This is a genomic window from Streptomyces anulatus (assembly GCF_000721175.1).
Taxonomy (GTDB): domain Bacteria; phylum Actinomycetota; class Actinomycetes; order Streptomycetales; family Streptomycetaceae; genus Streptomyces; species Streptomyces anulatus_C.
Genome location: NZ_JOEZ01000004.1, coordinates 203,034 through 220,679 on the forward strand (window position 1 = coordinate 203,034; position 17,646 = coordinate 220,679).

A 17,646-nucleotide genomic window follows, 5' to 3' on the forward strand; every position below is an offset into this window, starting at 1 on the left:
CCGGTCACTTCGAGGCGAGGTAGAGGTCGGTGGGGGCGGGGCGGGCGGACGGCGTGCCACGCAGCAACGGGGTGAAGATCGGGGCGAGCGGCCCGTGCGCCTGGAGCTGCTGCAGGGTGGTGACGCCGATGTTGATGTCGCCCTTCAGCCGGCTGAGACGGACGTCCGCGCCGGCGCGGACGTACAGGTCTTCGGTACGGGCGGCCAGGCGCTGGGCCCGCCGGTCTGGCTCCCCGGCCTTCGGGGGCGCCGCGTCGAGGACCACCAGGACGCGGGGAAAGACCGGATAGTTGTACATCCACGCTGGCCGGGTCGCGTTCGAGGTCCGGCGCGCGCGGTCCGCGCTCTGTGGAACGTACTCGTACAGCCGGCCGTACGCTTCGAGCTTCGCGGCGAGCCGCGCGGAGGTCATCGTGGCACGGTCGAACTCGACGAAGAAGCTGAGCATCGTCCGGCGGCCGCCACGCTCTACGTGTACGTAGTTGAGGACGGCGTCGCTGATGACGTGGTCGTCCTCGAATCGACGCTGACCGTCGCGGATCCGGTTGGCGACCTCAGGGGTCCAGTCCAGCGGCCCGCACTCGTGACCCAGTCGGCGAGCCCACTCGACGAAAGCGATGCCGACTTCGTTCACCCCCAGCGTGTGCGCCTGGCGAGCACCGGCGACGGCCTCGGGCGTCACCCGGTATGGCCGCGGGGGCAGCTCACCGGCCTCCTCCACGGACTCGGCACCGGCTTCGGTCAGGAACCACAGGAACGGCTGGCTCTGTAGCCGCCCGCGGCCACCGGGCCCCTTCGCCCGGATCCGCTCGACCAGCCCTGCCTTGTGGAGCTCGCCGAGCTGCCGACGCAGGTACACGGGGCGGGCCGGTCGCTTCTCGGGCGGGGTGAGTAGCACGTGCAGTTGCTGAGTGGAGAGCACCCGGTGCTGGTACAGCAGCTCCAGAACCTCGCCGCTGATCGCGTGGAAACTGCGCGTGAGCGCTGCTGCGGCGGTCGCTTCGACAGGGGGCAGGTTCATCCGATCCTCGACTGGTTCTGGTGGGGGTTGATCGGGTGGACGTTGTCGTGGGTTTCATCGGCCAGGTCCGGCGCCGCACCGCTGATGACGGTGCCTTCGCTGTCGTGGACGCGTGGCTTGGCCTGCACGTCACCGGACGCGGTGCCGCCGGCCGGTCCGTCCGGGCCTTCGGGGTCGCGCGGTGCGGTCTCGTCAGATTCGGGCTCGTCGGCCGGCAGATCGGCGGCGAGCTCGTCGTCGTCCGGCGGGACGGGGAGGGTGACGAGGAACCGGCGCAGCCGCAGGTCCAGTCGACGCAGGTCGGTGAGGATGTCGCGGACTGAGCGGCGCTGGAGGTTCTCGTCGATGGCCTGCGTCAGGAGTTTCTCGTTCTGCGGCCGGTAGTAGTCGCCGTAAAGGTCCTCCACCGAGGCGCCGCGGACGCGGAACGGGTCGGTCGTGCCGCCTTCGAGGGTCACAGACATCACGTAGCTGTACCGGTTGAGCTGGACGATTGTGTCGGGGGCAACCTTCTTGCCCCAGCGGCGGGTGACCAGCGTCGCCTCGTCGACGTCGGACGCGGTCGTCGACAGAATGGACAGGTTCTGCAGCAGTCCCTGCCGGGTGGTGGCGCTCAGCCGCTGCGCCATCTGCGTCATGGCGAGCAGCTTCACGTTGTACTTGCGCAGCTGCTCGGTGATCTGGGCGAGCGTGCCCTTGGAGGCGCCGTCCACGCTGGTCAGCTCATCGATGAAGGTATAGAAGTCACGGCGCTGGTCGGGCGCGGTGTCCCGCCGTGACAGGCCGGCCCGGAAGAGGTCGTAGATCAGCAGGGAGCTGATGATGCGGTCGACGTCGCCGGTGCCGGCGGGGCAGACGAAAACGATCTTCCCGGTGTCCATGGCGTGCCGGATGTCGTACGTCGACCGGCTTGACCCGAGGAACGCCTTGATCGCGTTGCTAGACGAGAGCCGTTCGATGATGTTGGTGACGACCGGGATGGCTTCCTTGCTGTAGCCCGGGAAGACGTTCTCCCAGAAGTCCCGGATGTCCTTGGGCAGGTACGGCAAGACGCTGGTGCGCCAGACGGCATCGGTGAGGATCGTGCGGATCTGGAAGACGGTGGGGGCCAGGTCGGGCCGGCCGGCGCGACAGACGTGCCAGGAGAGGTACACCAGGGACTCGACCGCGCGCGTGAGGATGGTCTTCGCACGCCCGGCGGAGTCGGACCAGTTCAGGGCCGCGGCGAAGCCGGTGACGATGTACTGGACGATGTCGGGGATCTCGGACTCGCGCCGGCCTTCCATGGACAGCGGGTTCCAGGAGCCGACCATCTTGTCGAGCTCGGGGCTCGTGAGATCGATCTCCCAGATCCGGTCGGCCAGTTCCTTGTGGGCCAGGTAGGGGCGAGCGCGCACCCAGCCGTCACCATGAGGGTCGAGAAAGAGCACGCCGTACCCGCCGTGGGCGATCGCGATCGCCTGCACGAGCGACATCTCGGTCTTGCCGAAGCCGGACTTGCCGAGGAACAGGGCGAAGAGCAGGTACTTCAGCGGGACGCCGGCGAGGCGCTCCCCGCCGCCGGACTTGGCCACCCACCCCAGGGGCAGCAGGCCTCGCTGTCCCGTCCACGTCGGGAGCGCTGCGGGCGGCGGCGGGACGACTCCGCCCGAGCGGGCGATGTTCGGGGCCATGTTGTGCTTGGTGGGCGGCTTGAGCAGCCCGGAGATCTCCTGGGCGGTCACCCAGGAGTGCCGACGGGGCATGAAGAGCCCGGTCTCGAAACGGCGGTCGAACTTGCCCCGGTGGAGCCAGTGGTCCGCCCGGAGGCGGGTGACGCCGAGGTGGAGCCCGACGGGGCGCAGGTGGTTGTCGCCGGACCACGGCTCCAGGGCGGCGAGGACCTGGTCCAGCAGCATCCGGGCACGGTACTCGTCGCGCGCGCGGGTGCGGACGAGCAACTGCATGGAGAAGACGGGCTCGGCGCCGGGGGCGAGCTTGCCCATGGCGGCCTTCATGTCCGTGACGCGATGAGCGCGCTGCTGGTGCTGCCGTTGCCGGGCACCACCGCCCTGGTTGCCCTTCATCTCGGTGGCAATCTCGGACATCACCCGGCCGAGGTCGAAGCCGAACCGGTTGCCGCGCTGCTGCGGCATGCCGGGTATGGCCGGCCCGTCGGCGGGGTTGCGGCGGGCCTGGGCCAGCAGGCGCCGGCGGCGGCTGCTGACACGGTTCGGGGCGACGGGAACGAGGTCCAGGACGACGTCGGCGCTCTCGCCGAGGTCCTCGCGGACGTCGGCTACCGCGTTGGCCAGGGCCTCGAGCGGATCCGGGGTGAGCGGCACTTCGCGCAGGGCGAGGTGGTCAGGAAGGGCCAGGGCGAGCTCGGCGCGGGCGTAGTGCATTTCCTGGGTGGCCGGCTTGCCGTGGTCATCAGCTTCCGGCTTGGCGAGATCGACCGGCGGGGCGGCGGTCGGGTGTGGTGCGGTGGTCATGATCTACCTGTCTGTGGTGTCCGTCGGTGCGTCAGGAGCCGAGCCGGATCTGCGGACGTTCGCGCGCGGCACGCCCGTCGGCCTCGATAGGCCGCATCTCGACCTGGGCGTAGCCCTGGTGGCGCAGCACCGACATCGCTCGATCCGGGCCCTCGACCCTCATGGACAGCGACCCGTTGGAGCAGGTGAACCGGATGCGCAGAGCATTGGTGCGGGCCGAAGACACGAGCCAGCGCGACACGCTCTTGTGCGCGCGGGCCATCTGGTGCCCGAAGCGGACGACCTCTTCCGGCTTCGGGTCGAAGCCTGTGGTCGGCAGCACCTCCAGAGCCGTTCGCTTGGACATCGGGCCACGGGACAGGGCCCAGCGGACCGCGGCGGCTACCCCGCTGGCTGCCAGGGCGACCAGCGCAACCCACCAGGCGTTGGCCATCACCGAGTCCGCCAGGTGCTCGACGTGGCCCGGGAGGTCCCCGACGAAGCCGATTGCGCCATCGATGAGGTCGGTCGTGGTCATCACCCACCGTCCGAGGACGAGGCGCACGGCGGCACCGCGGCGGCCGGAGCGGGCACGGGGGAAGTCGGGAGCACGGCGGCACCTCCAGAGCAAACGGGCCTTTCACCTGCTACAGGTGTCGGGATCCGGCTCGGTGTGACACTCCGCTCCGAATTTCTTCGCGGTATGGCGTCGGCCGGCGTCATGCCCCTGCGGGAGAGCGTGCCGCCGGCCGGCAGGTCAGATCTTGACGCCGTGACTACGGAGGTAGGCCAGTGGGTCGATGTCCGATCCGTACTCCGGGCCGGTACGTATCTCGAAGTGGAGGTGCGCACCGCTGACGTTGCCCGTTGCGCCGGAGTACCCGATCCGGTCGCCGCCCTTCACCTTCTGGCCGACGACCACCGCCAGCGAGGAGTGGTGGGCGTACTGCGAGTACATGCCGTCGCCGTGCTTGATCACCACCTGGTAGCCATACGCGCTGTTCCAGCCGGCCGTCACCACGGTGCCCGGGCCCACCGCGCGGGTCGCAGTTCCGGTGCGCACGGGGAAGTCCACGCCGGTGTGGTAGCCGCTCGACCACATCGATCCGGAAACCCGGTATCCGGTGCCGACGTGATCGTCGGCGACCGGGGCCACCCACGTGCCTGAGGTGCCACCCGACCCCGGCTCGGTGTAGTTCGGCCGCTTCATGATCAGGATCCGGCCCTTCCAAAAGGACAGGGGCTTGATCCGGACACGGGCGCCGGTGTGCGGCGCGTCGATGACCTCGCCGCCCCCTATGTACATGGATACGTGCTCCGGGCTGGACGCGCTGCCGCCCGAGAAGATCAGGTCACCGGGGCGCAGGTCGTTCGCCGACTTCACTTTGGTGCCGATGTCGACCTGGTCGTAGGTGACTCGTGGAAGGTTCACGCCGACCTTGCTCCAGGCGTACTTGACCAGGCTGGAGCAGTCGCAGCCCTTGGCTCCCCGGAACGGAGGCTTGCAGCTGCCGCCCAGGACGTATGGGGTGTTGAGCGCCTCCTTGGCTGCGGCCACGACCTTGGACAGTCCGCCGGAGACCTTGCCGTCCATCGGCGCGGACCACTTCTCCGCCCGGTCCCGGATTTCGCGGACGTACTTGCGCGTCTCCTCGTACGGCGGGATGCCGCCGTATTTCTTCACCTTGTTCCCGCCGGCGTTGTAGGCGGCGAGCATGTTGTCGACGACGTCGCCCGGCACGCTGCGGATCTCGTCGGCGAGCTTGCAGTCGTAGGCCACCATCGACGGAACTGCGTCCTCAGGGTCCAGCGGGTCCGCGCCGCCCTTGTTGTTGGCGTCGATGCCTTCGGTCGCCCAGGTGGAGGGGATGAACTGGGCGATGCCCATCGCGCCAGCTCCACCGTCGGGCGGGTTCTTGCGGAAGGTGGACTCCTGGTAGAGCTGGGCGGCGATCAGCGATGGGGTGACCTCCGCACAGCCGTACCTCGCGACAGCGTCGAGGATGATGGGACGCAGCCAGTCAGGGATCTCCTTGGTGTCCGACAGACCGCCGCCGAAGCCCGCGTTCTCCAGTGCGCTGCTGGTGTTGTCCTCGCCGATTGCCGACGACAGGGCCAGTACGGCACTCAGGATGAGGCCGAATCCGAGCAGGCAGGAGAGGGTCGCCGCGATCAGCACGTTCCGCAGGGCCTTGGACTTGCCCTGCTCAGACATTGGGCAGTCCGACGACGCGCCAGCTTCCGTCGGCGCCGCGGCGGAGCTTGAGCGCCACGTGCTCTTCCGACTCGCTGGCAGGGCCCTTGGCTGGCGCTTCGGTCAACTTGTAGATCACACGCGCGAAAGCGGAGTTCTCGCTCGGTGCGGGCGCTCCGTCCGGCAGTGACACCCGCAGGACCGCCACCGCCACCTGGACCTGGTGGTCCTTCCAGCTCAGCCACTGCTGCGTGGCAGCGCTGCCGCTGGTGTGGGTGCGCAGGTCCTCGGCGAGATCTCCGGCAGCGTAGATCGCGGCCCGCCGGGATGCGTCGTCGTACGAGTTGTCCCGGCCCGGTCGGGCGTCGTGGCTGGCCCACGCGGTCACGAAAGCTCGGGCCGCCTCCTCGACCGGTGTCGGCACCTGCCTCGGGCCCACGTGCTCAGGAGGCGCCGACGGGTCCGCCGCGGGTGAGGCCTCGGCCGGGCGCGTGCCGCCAGAGCCGCTGCCGACCGCAGGGGCGGAAGAAGCGGCCGTGACGGGAGTCGAGTCGGTGGCAGGACGGTCGGCCTCAGGGAGGCCGAACAGGAGGGTGACACCGACAGTTGCCAGGACGGCCGCAGTCACGAACAGCGCGATCGTCGCGCGCTGGGCGCGGGCACGCGCGGCATCGGTTTGAGGCATGGGGGTCCCCCGTCAGGTGGTTCTGGTGCGGTGATCTGGGCGGCCGGGACCTGTGGAGTCCCGGCCGCTGTCCGGCTACGGCCGGGGCTTGGGCGGGCCGGGCGGCCGAGTGGCACGCCGGATGGTCCGAGGCGGAGCCGGCTTCGACTTCTTCGTGGCCGGGGGCGTCGCTGGCGCAGGGGTGGGCGGTGTGGGCATCTTTGGCACCGCGGCCGGCCCGGCGGCCGTAGGCTTCACCGAGCTCGGTGTCTGGGTGCCGGCCGCCTTGGCCGCAGGCTTGCCGGGTGTCTTCGTTCCGGTTGTCGTCGGCGCAGCCCCGGGGGTCTTCGGTGCGACGGCACCGGCCCGGGGCCCAGGAGGATTCCCTGCCTTCGGATCCGGCTGAATCTGGGCCAGGCCAAGGTTGACCTGGGCCGTCGTTCCCTGCTTTGCGACGAACTTGCCGGCCGTGACGACGTTGCGCTTGTACTCGGCTCCGAAGTCCTTGGCCTCCTGGACCTTCTTGTCGACGGTCCGTGCCTTGACGGCCTTGAGCTGGTCGCGCACCTGCCCGGCACGGGCCGTGGCCGCGGCAGCGCCTCGCTTCGTCGCGGCGACTCCCCGGGGAATGCCCACCGGCGCACCCACCGTGGCCATGAAGGCGAACTTCGTCGCCTTGGCGCCGTACTTGGCGGTGCCGACGGCCGCCTTGCTGGTGGCCATAGTGGCCCTGCCGCCCCGGGTCTGGGACATCTTGTTTGCGGCCGCCGTGGCCAGCCGGTTCTTCAGGGTCTGCTTGGCCGCCTGCTGCGCCGCGACCTTCGCGGCCGCGCTGGCGCCGCCGGTGCCCACAGCCGCGGCGGCGTTGGTAGCGAGTCGGGCCGCGGTCCGTAGCCGGCTGGCCTTGCGGTTGGCCTGCGGCGATCCGACCCAGGCGTTCTTGGCGGTCTTCAGTCCCTGACCGACGGGCCTGCTCACGCGCCTGGCCTCGCCGCGGGCCTCGCCCCACATCTGCTTCAGGCCGGGGGCGGTCTCGGCGTACCGGCCCGGGCTGCTGAACACGGAGCGGCGGCCGGCGCCGCCGGTGCGGGCGTTGGCGAGCTTGCGGTTGAGGTTGGCCGCGACGGTCTGTGCGGTCTGCTTGATGCGCCTGTGACCGGCGAGACCGGCCACGGCGGTGACGTCGATGACGATGAACTTCACGGCCAGGACGTCGCCGGTGTCCGCGTCGATCAGGGCGAGGACGATCAGGATGAAGATCGCCAAGAAGAGAATGGCGATGGTGATGCCGAGAACGGCCTTGGTAATTGCGGAGCACCAGCGCCACAGGGCGGCGCGGCCACCGCCCGGCAGGATGCCCGCGGTCAGGGCCCAGTGGCCGCGGATGGCCTCGAAGGCAAGCCAGCCCTGGGCGGTGAGGAAGGCGCCAGTGACCAAGATCATGAGGATGGCCACGATGACGGCGGCGATGGCGACGAAGAGCGCGGAGAAGGCGAGGTCGGCGGAGGCCCGCTTGGCCTCGGGCTTTACGTCCCCGCACGCAGCCTCGAACTTCTGTGAGCTTTCGTTGAGTTGCTCGATGAAGTTCGTGTCATACATCGAATCCATCACTGCGGCGTCCCAGTAGTTCGTCCCCAGCTGGTTGAGGTTGAACTCGGCGAGCTTGAACTGACGGAATGCCTTGTCGCAGGCGCCGTCGAAGGTCTGTCCGTAGACCATGAGCTGGTTGGGCTTGACGATGAACGCCTCTACCAAGGCGTCGGTGATCGGCTTTGCTACGTTGCTGGGGTCGGCACTGCTCTGGGCGCTCGCGGGATCGTCGGCCATCACGATGGTGGCGACCTCCAGGGTGAAGTCCTTCGACTTCCCCAGCAGGCCTTCCTCGGAAAGCAGCATGGTGGAGCCCTGCGGCTGCGGCTGGTCGTGCTGGCCAAGCAACACCTGCGCTGGCGAGACGAGCACTGTGGTGGTCAGCGCGGCGACGACCAGGGAGACCCCGATCTCGGCGAAGCCCCGTGAGCGCTCCTTGAAAAGGATCAACCAGCCGCAATAGAAGGCGGCGAATGTCAGGAACAGGCCTGGAAGACCCAGGCGGTCGATGACTTGGGTTTTGATGGTGCTGGCGATGTCGTCGACGGGTCCGACCATGACCTTGGCTAGTCCGAAGTTCAGCGCCCACTCGATCAGCCAGCAGGTAAAGCCGATGACCCATTTCGAGACGCCGAAAAGCAGTTGGGCAACGATGTTCCAGATCTTGAGGTCGATGTCCTTCCAGCCGCCTGTGTCCGTCTTGACGGTGTAGGAGCTGATCGGGACGCCGTCCTTGTCGGTAACGTTGAACGGTTGAAGGAGGCCGTCACTGCCGTCCTTCGGTTTCTGGTTCAGGTCCGGGTCAGCCCCCGGCTGCGCCGGTGCGGACGTGCTGGGCGGTTGTGACGGATCTGCCATGGCAGCGGGAGTCAGCACTATGGTGAATAGGCCAAGCAGGACGATGATCAGTCCGAGGTGCCACTTGGTGCCCTTTCGCTGTATGCCACTCATGCCAGGGCTCCGTCCACCTTCGCGAACAACTCCACGGCTTCGTCACCTGATTCGTTGCTCTGTCCGGGGGTCGTGGTGATGGCGGCGGCCGCGTTCTCGTCGGCCGGGATCAGTACCTTGATGCCCGCGATGCGCTTGCGGAGGTCCCGGTACAGGCCCTCGCCGGCCCGCAGGGCGCGCTCGGCCTCGCTGACGTTGAGCGGGCTGAGGTTCTCGGTGATGACCTTGAGCATCTCGTCGTCGGTGGGGTCGAGGTCGAGGAACTCCAGGCAGCGCGCGGCCAGCGCCTTGCCGCGGTGGCGGAAGACGAAGATGTGGGATAGCAGCGCCCGGATCTTGTCTCCGATCTCGGACTTCGGGCCGATGTCGTAGGGGTCGTGGCTGCCGGCGAAGGCGCCGGCGTTGTGCTTGCGGCCGTCGGCGATGAGCTCGAGCAGCAGGTTGGAGCCCTCGGCGGACGAGGTGAGCCACCAGCACTCGTCGAGGAAGACGCCGGCGAACTCGTTGGGGTCGGCGAACGCGATCTCGCGGCAGAGCGCGGTCATCAGGTACATCAGCCGCCAGCCGAACCGCTTCTCGACCTCCAGGGAGGGCAGGCGGTGCTCGGAGAGCTCCTCCTTGGTGGGCAGGCCCAGGCGGTCGACGGCGAAGACGATGCTGTCGGCGTCGGTGATCCGTACCACCGGCAGCGTGGGGTCGAAGATGACGCGGCCGAGGTCCTTCTTCGCCAGCGATCGCAGCTTGCGGACGAGCTCGGAAGCGGCGGCACGGACCGCGCTGTCGTTCGGCTCCTCCGGGTCGGGCGTGCGGGCCCGGTCGGCGAGCGTGCCCATCAGCGCGGTCATGCTCGGCCGGGAGCTGAGCCGGGTGGCTTCGATCGCCTCGGCGAGGGTGATGCCCTCGATGCTCATCGAGCCGATGTCCAGGAGAGGGGTGAGGAAGGACTCGGTGTAGCGGGCGGCGCGCGGGCCGCGGAAGACGCGCAGGGGGTCGAGGGAGACGCCGGCGTTCTCGTCGACATTGATGATCTGCGTGGTGCCGGGGCATGCGTTCGCGAACCGCGACCACTCCTGCTGCGGGGTCCGGTCGATGACCAGGGCACGGCCGCGGGAGTTCCGCTGCCCGGCCCGGTGGCCGGTGGTCAGGATGCTGTACATCGCGCACTTCATCGCCACCGACTTGCCGGAGCCGAGTTCGCCGACGAATGCGGCGGACGCGGAGGCGTTGACGCGGGGGCCGTGGGAGAAGTCCACGAGGACGGGGCGGACGCCGCCGCCGTTGAGCTGGAGGCCGAAGAGGCTGCCGGAGTCGTCGCCCAGGCCGGCGCCGCAGAACGGCATGGACATCGCGAAATCGCGGGCCAGGAGGTACTGGGTGTAGTCGAGCATCGGGCCGGGCGTCTTGGTGCCGGGCAGCATGCCGTGGAAGAGCGCCACCTGGTCGCCGGTGGGCCGCACGAGCGTGTAGTCGTTGCCGCCGAAGTGGTTGGCCAGCGACGTCGCCTTCTCGTCGGCCTCTTCGGGGGTGGTCCCCCACACGCAGGTGGCGACGGTGGCGCGGATCTCGACCTCGGTGGAGGAGGCGGTGAGCCGGTCGCGGTACTCGTCCAGGGCGAGGGACGCCTTGTCGAGGGAGGCAGGCACGCCGGAGGTCTCGCCGTCGTACTCACCACGCTGGTGCGCGAGTTCGCGCTGCTGACGCCGGGACTTCGGCTCGGCCTTCGAGCCGGACTCGACGCGCAGCCGGACGGCCCAGTCCACGGGGAAGTTGAACTCGTCCAGCGCCGCCAGGTACTCGCTGCCGGGGAACCGGAAGGCTTCTGGCATCTCGGAAAGTACGCAGAACGCCTGGTAGGAGTCGCCGTGTTCGCTGGTGGCGCGCAGGTAGCGGCGCTTGAAGGGGTTGGTGGGGCCCTTGGAGGCCCGGGTGCCGCGGCCGCCCTCGTCGAGAATCACCTGGGTGTGGGCGGTCACCGTGTGGCCGCGGCCGCGCAGGGCGCGCGGTGCGCCGTCTTCTGGCAGGAGCGGCTCGCTCAGGCCTCGGCGGGCGCTGTGCCCGTAAATCCACAGGATCTCGGCCTCGGTGGCGGGCCGCATCTTGATGCCGGAGGGCCAGCCGGCGGCCAGGCGGGTCGCCTGCTCCAGGCGCTGGCGCTCCTCGGAGAGCGATATCGGGGCGACCGGCAAGCCGAGCGTGCCCATCACCTCAGCCTGGAGGGAGGAAAGGACCGCCCGGGCGCTCTGCTTGAAGTCGAGGTGGGGCAACGGGACGGCGAGGAAGTCGACGCGGCCAGTCAACTCGAGGTCCTGGAGCTGCTCGAGGACCTTCAGCGCCAGGTCGACGTACTCGGGGGAGGCGTCGAGGTCGACGCCGGCGGTCATGCGGGTGACGACCGACGCGGCGTCGACGCTCGGGCACAGGCTGAGCAGGAGGGCCTCGCCCCGCAGGGACTTGAAGAGGGACTCCAGGGCGTCCAGCCGCTCGCGCTTCGTGGACTTGGAGGCGTGGGTGTAGTTCTCGGTATCGACGCGCCACACCGCCCACACAGTGGCGGCAGTGGTCCAGATCAGGTGGCCGCTGATGTGCCGGACGGGGAGACGCATGGGGTTCTTCTTTCTGTGCTGGTGGTGGTGACGGGGCGGCTGGTTACTGCTCGTCGAGGGAGGCGAGGAGGGCCTGCAGCCCGGTCTTCGGCTCTGGCCGGCTCGCTGCGGCCGCCGCCGGGGCGGGTCGCTCGGCGGACCGGACGCGCACCGTGCAGGTGGCGGTCGCCAGTCGAGGTCGAGCGACCCGCTGCGGCTTGCCGGCCAGGCGCCCCTGGGCCGGAGTGGAGGAGTAGATGAGCAGGCTGCGCACGGCGCGTGCCGGATCGCGGCCGTCGAGCCGCGCGTACCGCAGCACCCAGGCCAGACCCCAGGGGATCAGCGCCATGAGGATGAAGTTCATGGCGCCGAAGTGGGCCCACAGATCCTTCGTCATGACGAGGAGCCCGAAGGTGACCACCATGGTCATGACCTGGGTGATCGTGTAGGGCCCTCCCGGGAGCCGGCCGGCTCCCGGGAGCTTGCCGATGACGAGTGGGTGCCGACGCGCTCGCGTATACGAGTGCCCGATCAGTTCCTCCTCCGAGGCGCTCACGAGACCCGCCGACCCTCACCCGCCAGCGCGGGGGCGTCACCAGCGACGTGGACGACAACGACAGGGGCCGCGTCGTTGATCTCGGAGCCGACCTTGGTCTGCAGGACGTTGAGGTTGCTGATCCCCCAGAGCACGAGGGCGGCCAGGACGAAGGCGACGAGGGTGCCGACGAAGGAGCGGGTCTTCCACCAGGCCATCAGCACGGCGATGATCGCCATGAGGGCGGCCACGGTGAGAACCAGCGCGCGGACCTGCCCCGTCTTGGTGTTGGCCCAGTCGAGGACGTCGCCGGCGAGGACAACGTGGTCGGGGTTGGCGGCTGCCAGGGTGCGCATGAACGATTCCTCTTTCTTCAGGAGTGCGACGGCGACGGCGAGTCAGATGCCGTAGCTGCGTCGGGGCTCGTGGTGGTGTGCGGCGCCGCCGACGGCGGGCTGCTCGCGCGGATTGCCGGGGCGTCGTCGACGGACGCGACCTCCCAGCGGCCGGCGCGGGACTTGAGGGTGAGCGCGTAGCTCAGCGAGACCGGACTGCTGGCCTGGTCCGTGGCATCGACCTGGACCAGCTGGTGCAGCACCGTGCCGTCGGCCGGCACCTTCTGCTGACCCGAGCCGGACGAGTCGTCCTGGACACCGGTCACCTTCACCGCGGCGTACGGCGCAGGGGTGATCGGCTGCAGCCGGGTGCCGGGCGAGGTGTAGCGGTCGAGCTCGGTCGTACCAGTCAGGTAGGCGGCCAGGAACCCGCGCGCGGTCTCGACCGACGGGTCCGCACTGCTCGACCCGCGGTCGGTCTCGTACGCCAGGCCGCCCGGCTTGAGTGCGGCAGGCGCGGCCACCTGCGCCGGCAGCGACGTCGCCACGTAGCCGGCAGGGGCAGCGCCCTGCGCGGTTCCGCCGGCGCCAGCCGGGCCGGTGGCCTGGATGCCGACGCGGAAGTACTGGACGCCCAGCCGCGTGGACTTGCCTTTGTCGTCGTGGGCGGTGACGTCGGCGGCAACGGTGATGGACCAGTAACCCGGCTGAACCTCGCGGGATGCGATCACGGTGGACTGCGTGGCCGTGCGGGTCCCGGGCTTTACGGCGAGCGCGACGGAGCCGGAGTAGTACGGCGCCAGGTCCCGCTCGGTTCCTTGGCCGGCCTGCAGGTAGGCGGCGACGAACAACTCGGCGAAGCCGGCCGGCCCGACCGGCGACGCCGGCGTCGCCGTGGCGACCGGCTTGGCCGCGCCCTGGGCCGGAGCGGACGAGGAGAGGAACGCGAGCGCGCCGAGGACAGGGCCGGAGACAACGAGCACCCAGACCCCGGCGCGGACCAGCCGGGAGAGGCCGGCCATCTGTGCCGTGCTGGTCTTCCACCCGGTCTCGTCCGGCTCGTCCGCCGATGTCTCCTGGGGCTCGTCGACCTCCTCGTCCCAGGCCTCCGCCTCGACGAGGTGCTTCTTGGCCGCCTTGCGCTGCCGGCGCGGCCGCTTCACGAAGCCCTCCGCAGCGCCTGGACGGTCAGGACCGTCGAGATGCGCTCCTTGAGCTGGTCCGGCGTGCGCTGCAGCAGCACATCCCACGACGCCAGAGAGGCCTCCGACTCCCTGTCGAGGAAGGCGCGCATCTGCTCGTGCAGGTCACGGTCCATCGGCCGGCTCACCAGAGCAGCGGCGATCTTGGTCAGCTCGCGCGAAGCACGGGCCACACGGGCCTCATCGGCGTCGAGCAGCTGTCGGCCGGTGCCGGCCGGGGACATCGTGGTCACGTCGGTTCTCCCGGAGTCGAGAAGGGTGGGGGTGGGCTGTTCAGGTGGGGCTGGACCGATCTGGCGGCCCTCTCGCCTGCTACAGGTGTTGAGGAAGGGCGCGGTGTGACAGTCGGGCTGAAGTTTTTTCGAGCGACTTCCGCCGGCGCCTGGTCCGACGGGCGCCGGCAGCTCTCAGGCCGCGGCGCGGTACTGCGAGAGGTCCGACTTCGCGCGCAGCGTGCGTACGGCACGGCTGGCGTGCTGCCGCAGCAGGTCTCCCTCGTGGCCCATGGACCGGGTGGTCATGTGGCGCTGGTCGGGGCGCTGCGAGGTGGACAGGTAGTACCGGGCGATGCGCTGCGCCTCGAGCTCCTTGAGCGCTCCGACCTCCACCGCCCACAGCAGCAGGTCGAGGACCTCCGTCCGTGTCTCGTGACGCGACAGGGCCGGCTCGTCGACGTCGACGAGCTCCATCTGAGCGGCCCGCATCAGCAGGTCGGCGAGCTCGACCGTGCGGTGGGGGGTGTCGGGGTCCTCGCTGGAGACGACGTGCGTGTATCGGGTGTGGTGCTCGGCCGCGGCCAGCGGGGCGACACCGGCGGCGAACTCCTGAAGCTCCTCGATGTCGTCGAGACAGGCGGCCAGGGTGCGGCGGGCGAGCTGCAGGGTGTCGAGGGCGAGGTTGTTGAAGATCCGCCGCGGCCGCCGGTCGAGCGGGTAGGTGCGGACGACCTCGAAGGCGGCACCGAACACGGCCGCGCACACGTCGTCCCACGGCAGGCCGGTACGGCGCTGGGTCTTGGCCATCAGGATCGCCTTGGGCAGCAGGACCCGGACCGTGATCCTCCACGCGAGGTGGGCATCGAAGCCGACCCCGGCGGCCCGCTCGACCAGCAGGTGCATCACGCGGTCGTGCTGGTCGAACTCGCCGCGGCGGTGGAGGTCGGAGATCTTGTCCACGACATCCTGGGGAGTTGCTACTCCGACGAGCTCGGCGTCCTCCTCCGCCCAGGCGACCACCCGGTCGGCGGCCCTCAGGTCGCGGCAGAGCACGTCCCAGTCGCGGTTCATCAGGGAGATCGTGGTGTAGCGGGTCACGGACTCGGAGGAGTCGGTTGCCGGGGTGTGCTGGGTGGTGGCCACGTCCGTGTCCGTCCTTTCGCGCCATCTGGTCTCGATGGCGCTCACACTCCCGACACCCCCCTTGACCGCGGTCTGACCGCTCTCGCGGCGCGACGAGGTCAAGGGGAAACGGGCCACGGCACCTGAGTGGCCCAGGTGGGCAAGGGGGCCGTGGTCAAGGGGTGGGCGGAGTGGTCAAGGGGGTGGACGCCCACCGCATGGGGTGGACGGAGGTGCGCGCCCCACTCCGGCCGGGGCCGGGGTGGAGTGGACAAACTTCGGCGCCGGCTCCATCCACCGGATCGGATGGAGCCCACTGAGTGGATGGACCGCGCCTCTCGTCGCGGAACTTGCGCACGTCCACGCAGTGGCCACCCAGTGGGCTCGGCGCTCCCACCCATAGCTACCGCCATCGCGATGGACTCCATCGCCAACTCGGGTGGAGGCCCGCGGCCCGCCGTCACATCCGGACGTCGTTCCGTACCGCTCCGGTGCGCGAAGGGCGAGACACTCCCGGCCCCATTGGACCGGCCGCCCGCCCGTGCCGGTGCAGTGCGCCAGCCTCCGCGGTTCTGGGTTGGGAACGCCCGTGCTGTTGCCCCTTGACCTGGGCCGGGGTCAAGGGGAAACAGCAGAGGCGCAGGCCCGTGGTCAAGGGGTGGAAGGGAGGCCGGTCAAGGGGGTGGGAAGGACAGAGGAGGCATCACCAGAAGCCGCCTGCCTGAGACCCACTCCGGGTGGTGGCACATGCCGCTCCCCGCCTCGTCCACCGTGCGTCATCGATGGATGCCACCGGTGCACTGGGTTGGATGGAGCCCAGTGTGTGGGTGGGCAAGACCCGGTCCATCGGGTTTCGTCGACCAGGTGGTGCGGGCCGATGGACGACATGCAATGGGTGGGTGGCTTTCCACCGAGTGGGCTCCATCAGACCGCGGAGCACTGGATGGAGCCCCCTCAGTACGCAGTGCCCGCGGTGGGAGTGGACCGCGAGTTGCCGGCGTGGTCCCCCGGAACGTGCGGAGGCCCGCCCCGATGCCGGGGCGGGCCTCCGTCGGTTTGTCCGCCATTCACATCTCGGCGGCGTGCTTCTCACCCTTCGCCGTCAGTTCGACATCCAGCTCGTCGCTGCGGCGGGTCACGCTGACCAACTTCTCCTTCGAGAGCTTCTCGATGACCTCATCGGGGATCTGCGCCTCGCCGGTCGCGGAGGCCTTCAGCTCCACCACGAAGGCACGGCCCTCTCCGCTCGTGACGACGAGCTGGTCCCCCTGCTCCGCCCAGCCCACGGTCGCGCGGGAGTGGGCGGCCTGTGCATCCCGGAGCGCCGCAAGCAGAACCTTCTCCGCCTCGGTCAGGACGACGGGCTTCGCCGGACGGCCTCCCTTGCGGTCCCAGCGCTGTCCGAAGGCCTGTACCTGCTCCTTCACGTAGATCGGTCCGGACTTCAGGATGGCGACCGCAGGGGGAAAGTCGTCGCGCTTGGTGAGCTGTCCAGCGCGGCCCCGGGTGACGCCGAAGAGTTCGGCGATCTCGCCGACGCCGGCGAGTGCCGGGACATCCTTCTCGGCGTTGCGGCGGTCCAGTTCGGCTTCGGTGATGGCTTCGACGCCCACAACGGGGGCGGTGGCGCCGAGGTCCTTCAGGGCAGCGGAGACGGTCTTCAGGCCGGTGTCGACGGCCTGCCGGGCGGTGGATGCCTCTACGAAGATGCGCACGGACAGGTTGCCGTTGGGAGCGGTGCCGACGGCGGGATGGGCGGTGGCAAGCCGGTCGTGCAGGTCGTCGTAGAGGTCGTCCGGAGCATCGCAGCAGCCGAGCTCGACGTAGATGCTCCATGCCTGGGTCATGATCGTCTCCAGTTCTCGGTGGGGGCGGTTGGGGGGCCCGCCCGGTTTGCCGGGCGGGCCCCGTGGTCTACGGGGTGTATCCGTGCCGCTTGAGGGCGGCGATGCAGTTCTTCAGGCTGCGTGGGTCAGACGGCGTGCCCGGCAGTGTGGTGACTCGAACGCTGCCCTTCTTCACCAGCCAATGGCCGCCCTTAGTCGGGGTGGCCTCGAAGCCCTGAGCCTTCAGCTTCTTGATGAGCTGCCGGACGTCCTTGCTGTTCATCCAACTTACCCCAAATCCCTAAACACCGTCTAGAGATACTCTGGCGTAAACCCTAAACGATGTCAAGGGTTTATGAGTCTAGGGCTCGGCCCGCTCCGGGTGTCTGGGTGAGCAGGAGGGCCATGGTCAAGGGCGGGCGGAGTGGGCAAGGGGCGTCCACTGGGTGGGGTGAATGGGGGTGTGGCCGCACTCCGACCAGGGGCAGGAGTGGAGGCCACTGGCAGTGGATGGAGCCCACCGAGTGGATGGACCGCGCCTCTGTCGCGGCGCTCGCGTACGTCCACGTGGTGGCCACCCAGTGGGCTCGGTGCTCCCCCACCCCACCCATCGCGATACGCCATCGAAGGCTCGGGCTGCCGCCATCACCGCCGGGGCGCTCGGTGCGTGCCGGGGATGAGGCCCTGCGGCCACGATGCTCATCCGCAGGTTGGTGCCAGCAGGTCGGCCCACGGCTCGGCTGGCGTCGGTGCTGCGCCCCAGCCGCATCGGTTCCTGGACGGTGAGCGGCCGTCGGGTTTCCCCTTGACCTGGGCCGAGGTCAAGGGGAAACGGCAGGGTGTGTGGCACGCTCCGCTTCACCTTCCACCGACACTTCGGGCCGCCTTCCGCTGTGGCCTCTCGCGACCGGGCGGAGTCCACTGCGTGGGTGGGCCGTGGCTGATCTGCTGGGTGT

General features: G+C 69.6%; 14 protein-coding genes. All 14 read right to left on the minus strand.

Translation table 11 applies throughout. From position 1 onward, the window contains the following. Positions 1 to 4: 4 nt before the first annotated feature. The 14 genes from IG90_RS0106315 to IG90_RS0106380 all read right to left on the minus strand — a co-directional run bounded on the left by IG90_RS0106315 (position 5) and on the right by IG90_RS0106380 (position 16,973). Positions 5 to 1,021 (minus strand): replication-relaxation family protein, encoded by a 1,017-nt coding sequence (locus IG90_RS0106315; RefSeq protein WP_051860022.1) that lies wholly within the window; start codon positions 1,019 to 1,021, stop codon positions 5 to 7. Continuing rightward, positions 1,018 to 3,495: a type IV secretory system conjugative DNA transfer family protein gene (locus IG90_RS0106320; protein WP_030578801.1), complete on the minus strand. Its 2,478-nt coding sequence runs from the start codon at positions 3,493 to 3,495 to the stop codon at positions 1,018 to 1,020. Before IG90_RS0106320 ends, IG90_RS0106315 begins: the two co-directional genes overlap by 4 nt. Before the next feature lie 31 nt (positions 3,496 to 3,526). Next, positions 3,527 to 4,012 carry a hypothetical protein gene (locus tag IG90_RS40650; RefSeq protein WP_078585221.1) on the minus strand — a complete coding sequence of 162 codons (486 nt, stop codon included), beginning with the start codon at positions 4,010 to 4,012 and terminating at the stop codon, positions 3,527 to 3,529. A 219-nt stretch (positions 4,013 to 4,231) separates the two neighbouring features. Further along, positions 4,232 to 5,689 carry a peptidoglycan DD-metalloendopeptidase family protein gene (locus IG90_RS0106330; RefSeq protein ID WP_233435933.1) on the minus strand — a complete coding sequence of 486 codons (1,458 nt, stop codon included), beginning with the start codon at positions 5,687 to 5,689 and terminating at the stop codon, positions 4,232 to 4,234. After that, on the minus strand, positions 5,682 to 6,353 hold the full coding sequence (locus IG90_RS45605; RefSeq protein WP_233435934.1) for a hypothetical protein: 672 nt from the start codon (positions 6,351 to 6,353) through the stop codon (positions 5,682 to 5,684). Before IG90_RS45605 ends, IG90_RS0106330 begins: the two co-directional genes overlap by 8 nt. A 75-nt stretch (positions 6,354 to 6,428) precedes the next feature. After that, positions 6,429 to 8,873: a hypothetical protein gene (locus IG90_RS0106340; RefSeq protein WP_233435935.1), complete on the minus strand. Its 2,445-nt coding sequence runs from the start codon at positions 8,871 to 8,873 to the stop codon at positions 6,429 to 6,431. Next, positions 8,870 to 11,476 (minus strand): ATP-binding protein, encoded by a 2,607-nt coding sequence (locus IG90_RS0106345; protein WP_030578810.1) that lies wholly within the window; start codon positions 11,474 to 11,476, stop codon positions 8,870 to 8,872. The genes IG90_RS0106340 and IG90_RS0106345 overlap by 4 nt, the downstream gene beginning before the upstream one ends. A 43-nt stretch (positions 11,477 to 11,519) precedes the next feature. Beyond that, positions 11,520 to 12,011 carry a hypothetical protein gene (locus IG90_RS0106350; RefSeq protein ID WP_051860025.1) on the minus strand — a complete coding sequence of 164 codons (492 nt, stop codon included), beginning with the start codon at positions 12,009 to 12,011 and terminating at the stop codon, positions 11,520 to 11,522. Then, positions 12,008 to 12,346 (minus strand): hypothetical protein, encoded by a 339-nt coding sequence (locus tag IG90_RS0106355; RefSeq protein WP_030578813.1) that lies wholly within the window; start codon positions 12,344 to 12,346, stop codon positions 12,008 to 12,010. The genes IG90_RS0106350 and IG90_RS0106355 overlap by 4 nt, the downstream gene beginning before the upstream one ends. 17 nt (positions 12,347 to 12,363) lie before the next feature. After that, complete coding sequence (locus IG90_RS0106360) at positions 12,364 to 13,488, minus strand: conjugal transfer protein (protein ID WP_051860026.1); 1,125 nt, start codon at positions 13,486 to 13,488, stop codon at positions 12,364 to 12,366. Then, positions 13,485 to 13,751 carry a hypothetical protein gene (locus IG90_RS0106365; protein ID WP_030578818.1) on the minus strand — a complete coding sequence of 89 codons (267 nt, stop codon included), beginning with the start codon at positions 13,749 to 13,751 and terminating at the stop codon, positions 13,485 to 13,487. Before IG90_RS0106365 ends, IG90_RS0106360 begins: the two co-directional genes overlap by 4 nt. 183 nt (positions 13,752 to 13,934) lie before the next feature. Continuing rightward, entirely contained in the window at positions 13,935 to 14,885 is a 951-nt protein-coding gene (locus IG90_RS40655) for a hypothetical protein (RefSeq protein ID WP_030381389.1), read from the minus strand. Between the two features lie 1,046 nt (positions 14,886 to 15,931). Beyond that, entirely contained in the window at positions 15,932 to 16,711 is a 780-nt protein-coding gene (locus IG90_RS40660; RefSeq protein WP_051860027.1) for a hypothetical protein, read from the minus strand. Between the two features lie 67 nt (positions 16,712 to 16,778). Next, positions 16,779 to 16,973: a type II toxin-antitoxin system HicA family toxin gene (locus IG90_RS0106380; protein ID WP_030381387.1), complete on the minus strand. Its 195-nt coding sequence runs from the start codon at positions 16,971 to 16,973 to the stop codon at positions 16,779 to 16,781. Positions 16,974 to 17,646 lie beyond the last annotated feature (673 nt).

Coding starts and splice junctions, on each gene's coding strand:
- IG90_RS0106315 (WP_051860022.1), bottom strand. CDS start 1,021: ATGAACCTGCCCCCTGTCGAAGCGACCGCCGCAGCAGCGCTCACGCGC.
- IG90_RS0106320 (WP_030578801.1), bottom strand. CDS start 3,495: ATGACCACCGCACCACACCCGACCGCCGCCCCGCCGGTCGATCTCGCC.
- IG90_RS40650 (WP_078585221.1), bottom strand. CDS start 4,012: ATGACCACGACCGACCTCATCGATGGCGCAATCGGCTTCGTCGGGGAC.
- IG90_RS0106330 (WP_233435933.1), bottom strand. CDS start 5,689: ATGTCTGAGCAGGGCAAGTCCAAGGCCCTGCGGAACGTGCTGATCGCG.
- IG90_RS45605 (WP_233435934.1), bottom strand. CDS start 6,353: ATGCCTCAAACCGATGCCGCGCGTGCCCGCGCCCAGCGCGCGACGATC.
- IG90_RS0106340 (WP_233435935.1), bottom strand. CDS start 8,873: ATGAGTGGCATACAGCGAAAGGGCACCAAGTGGCACCTCGGACTGATC.
- IG90_RS0106345 (WP_030578810.1), bottom strand. CDS start 11,476: ATGCGTCTCCCCGTCCGGCACATCAGCGGCCACCTGATCTGGACCACT.
- IG90_RS0106355 (WP_030578813.1), bottom strand. CDS start 12,346: ATGCGCACCCTGGCAGCCGCCAACCCCGACCACGTTGTCCTCGCCGGC.
- IG90_RS0106365 (WP_030578818.1), bottom strand. CDS start 13,751: ATGTCCCCGGCCGGCACCGGCCGACAGCTGCTCGACGCCGATGAGGCC.
- IG90_RS40660 (WP_051860027.1), bottom strand. CDS start 16,711: ATGACCCAGGCATGGAGCATCTACGTCGAGCTCGGCTGCTGCGATGCT.
- IG90_RS0106380 (WP_030381387.1), bottom strand. CDS start 16,973: ATGAACAGCAAGGACGTCCGGCAGCTCATCAAGAAGCTGAAGGCTCAG.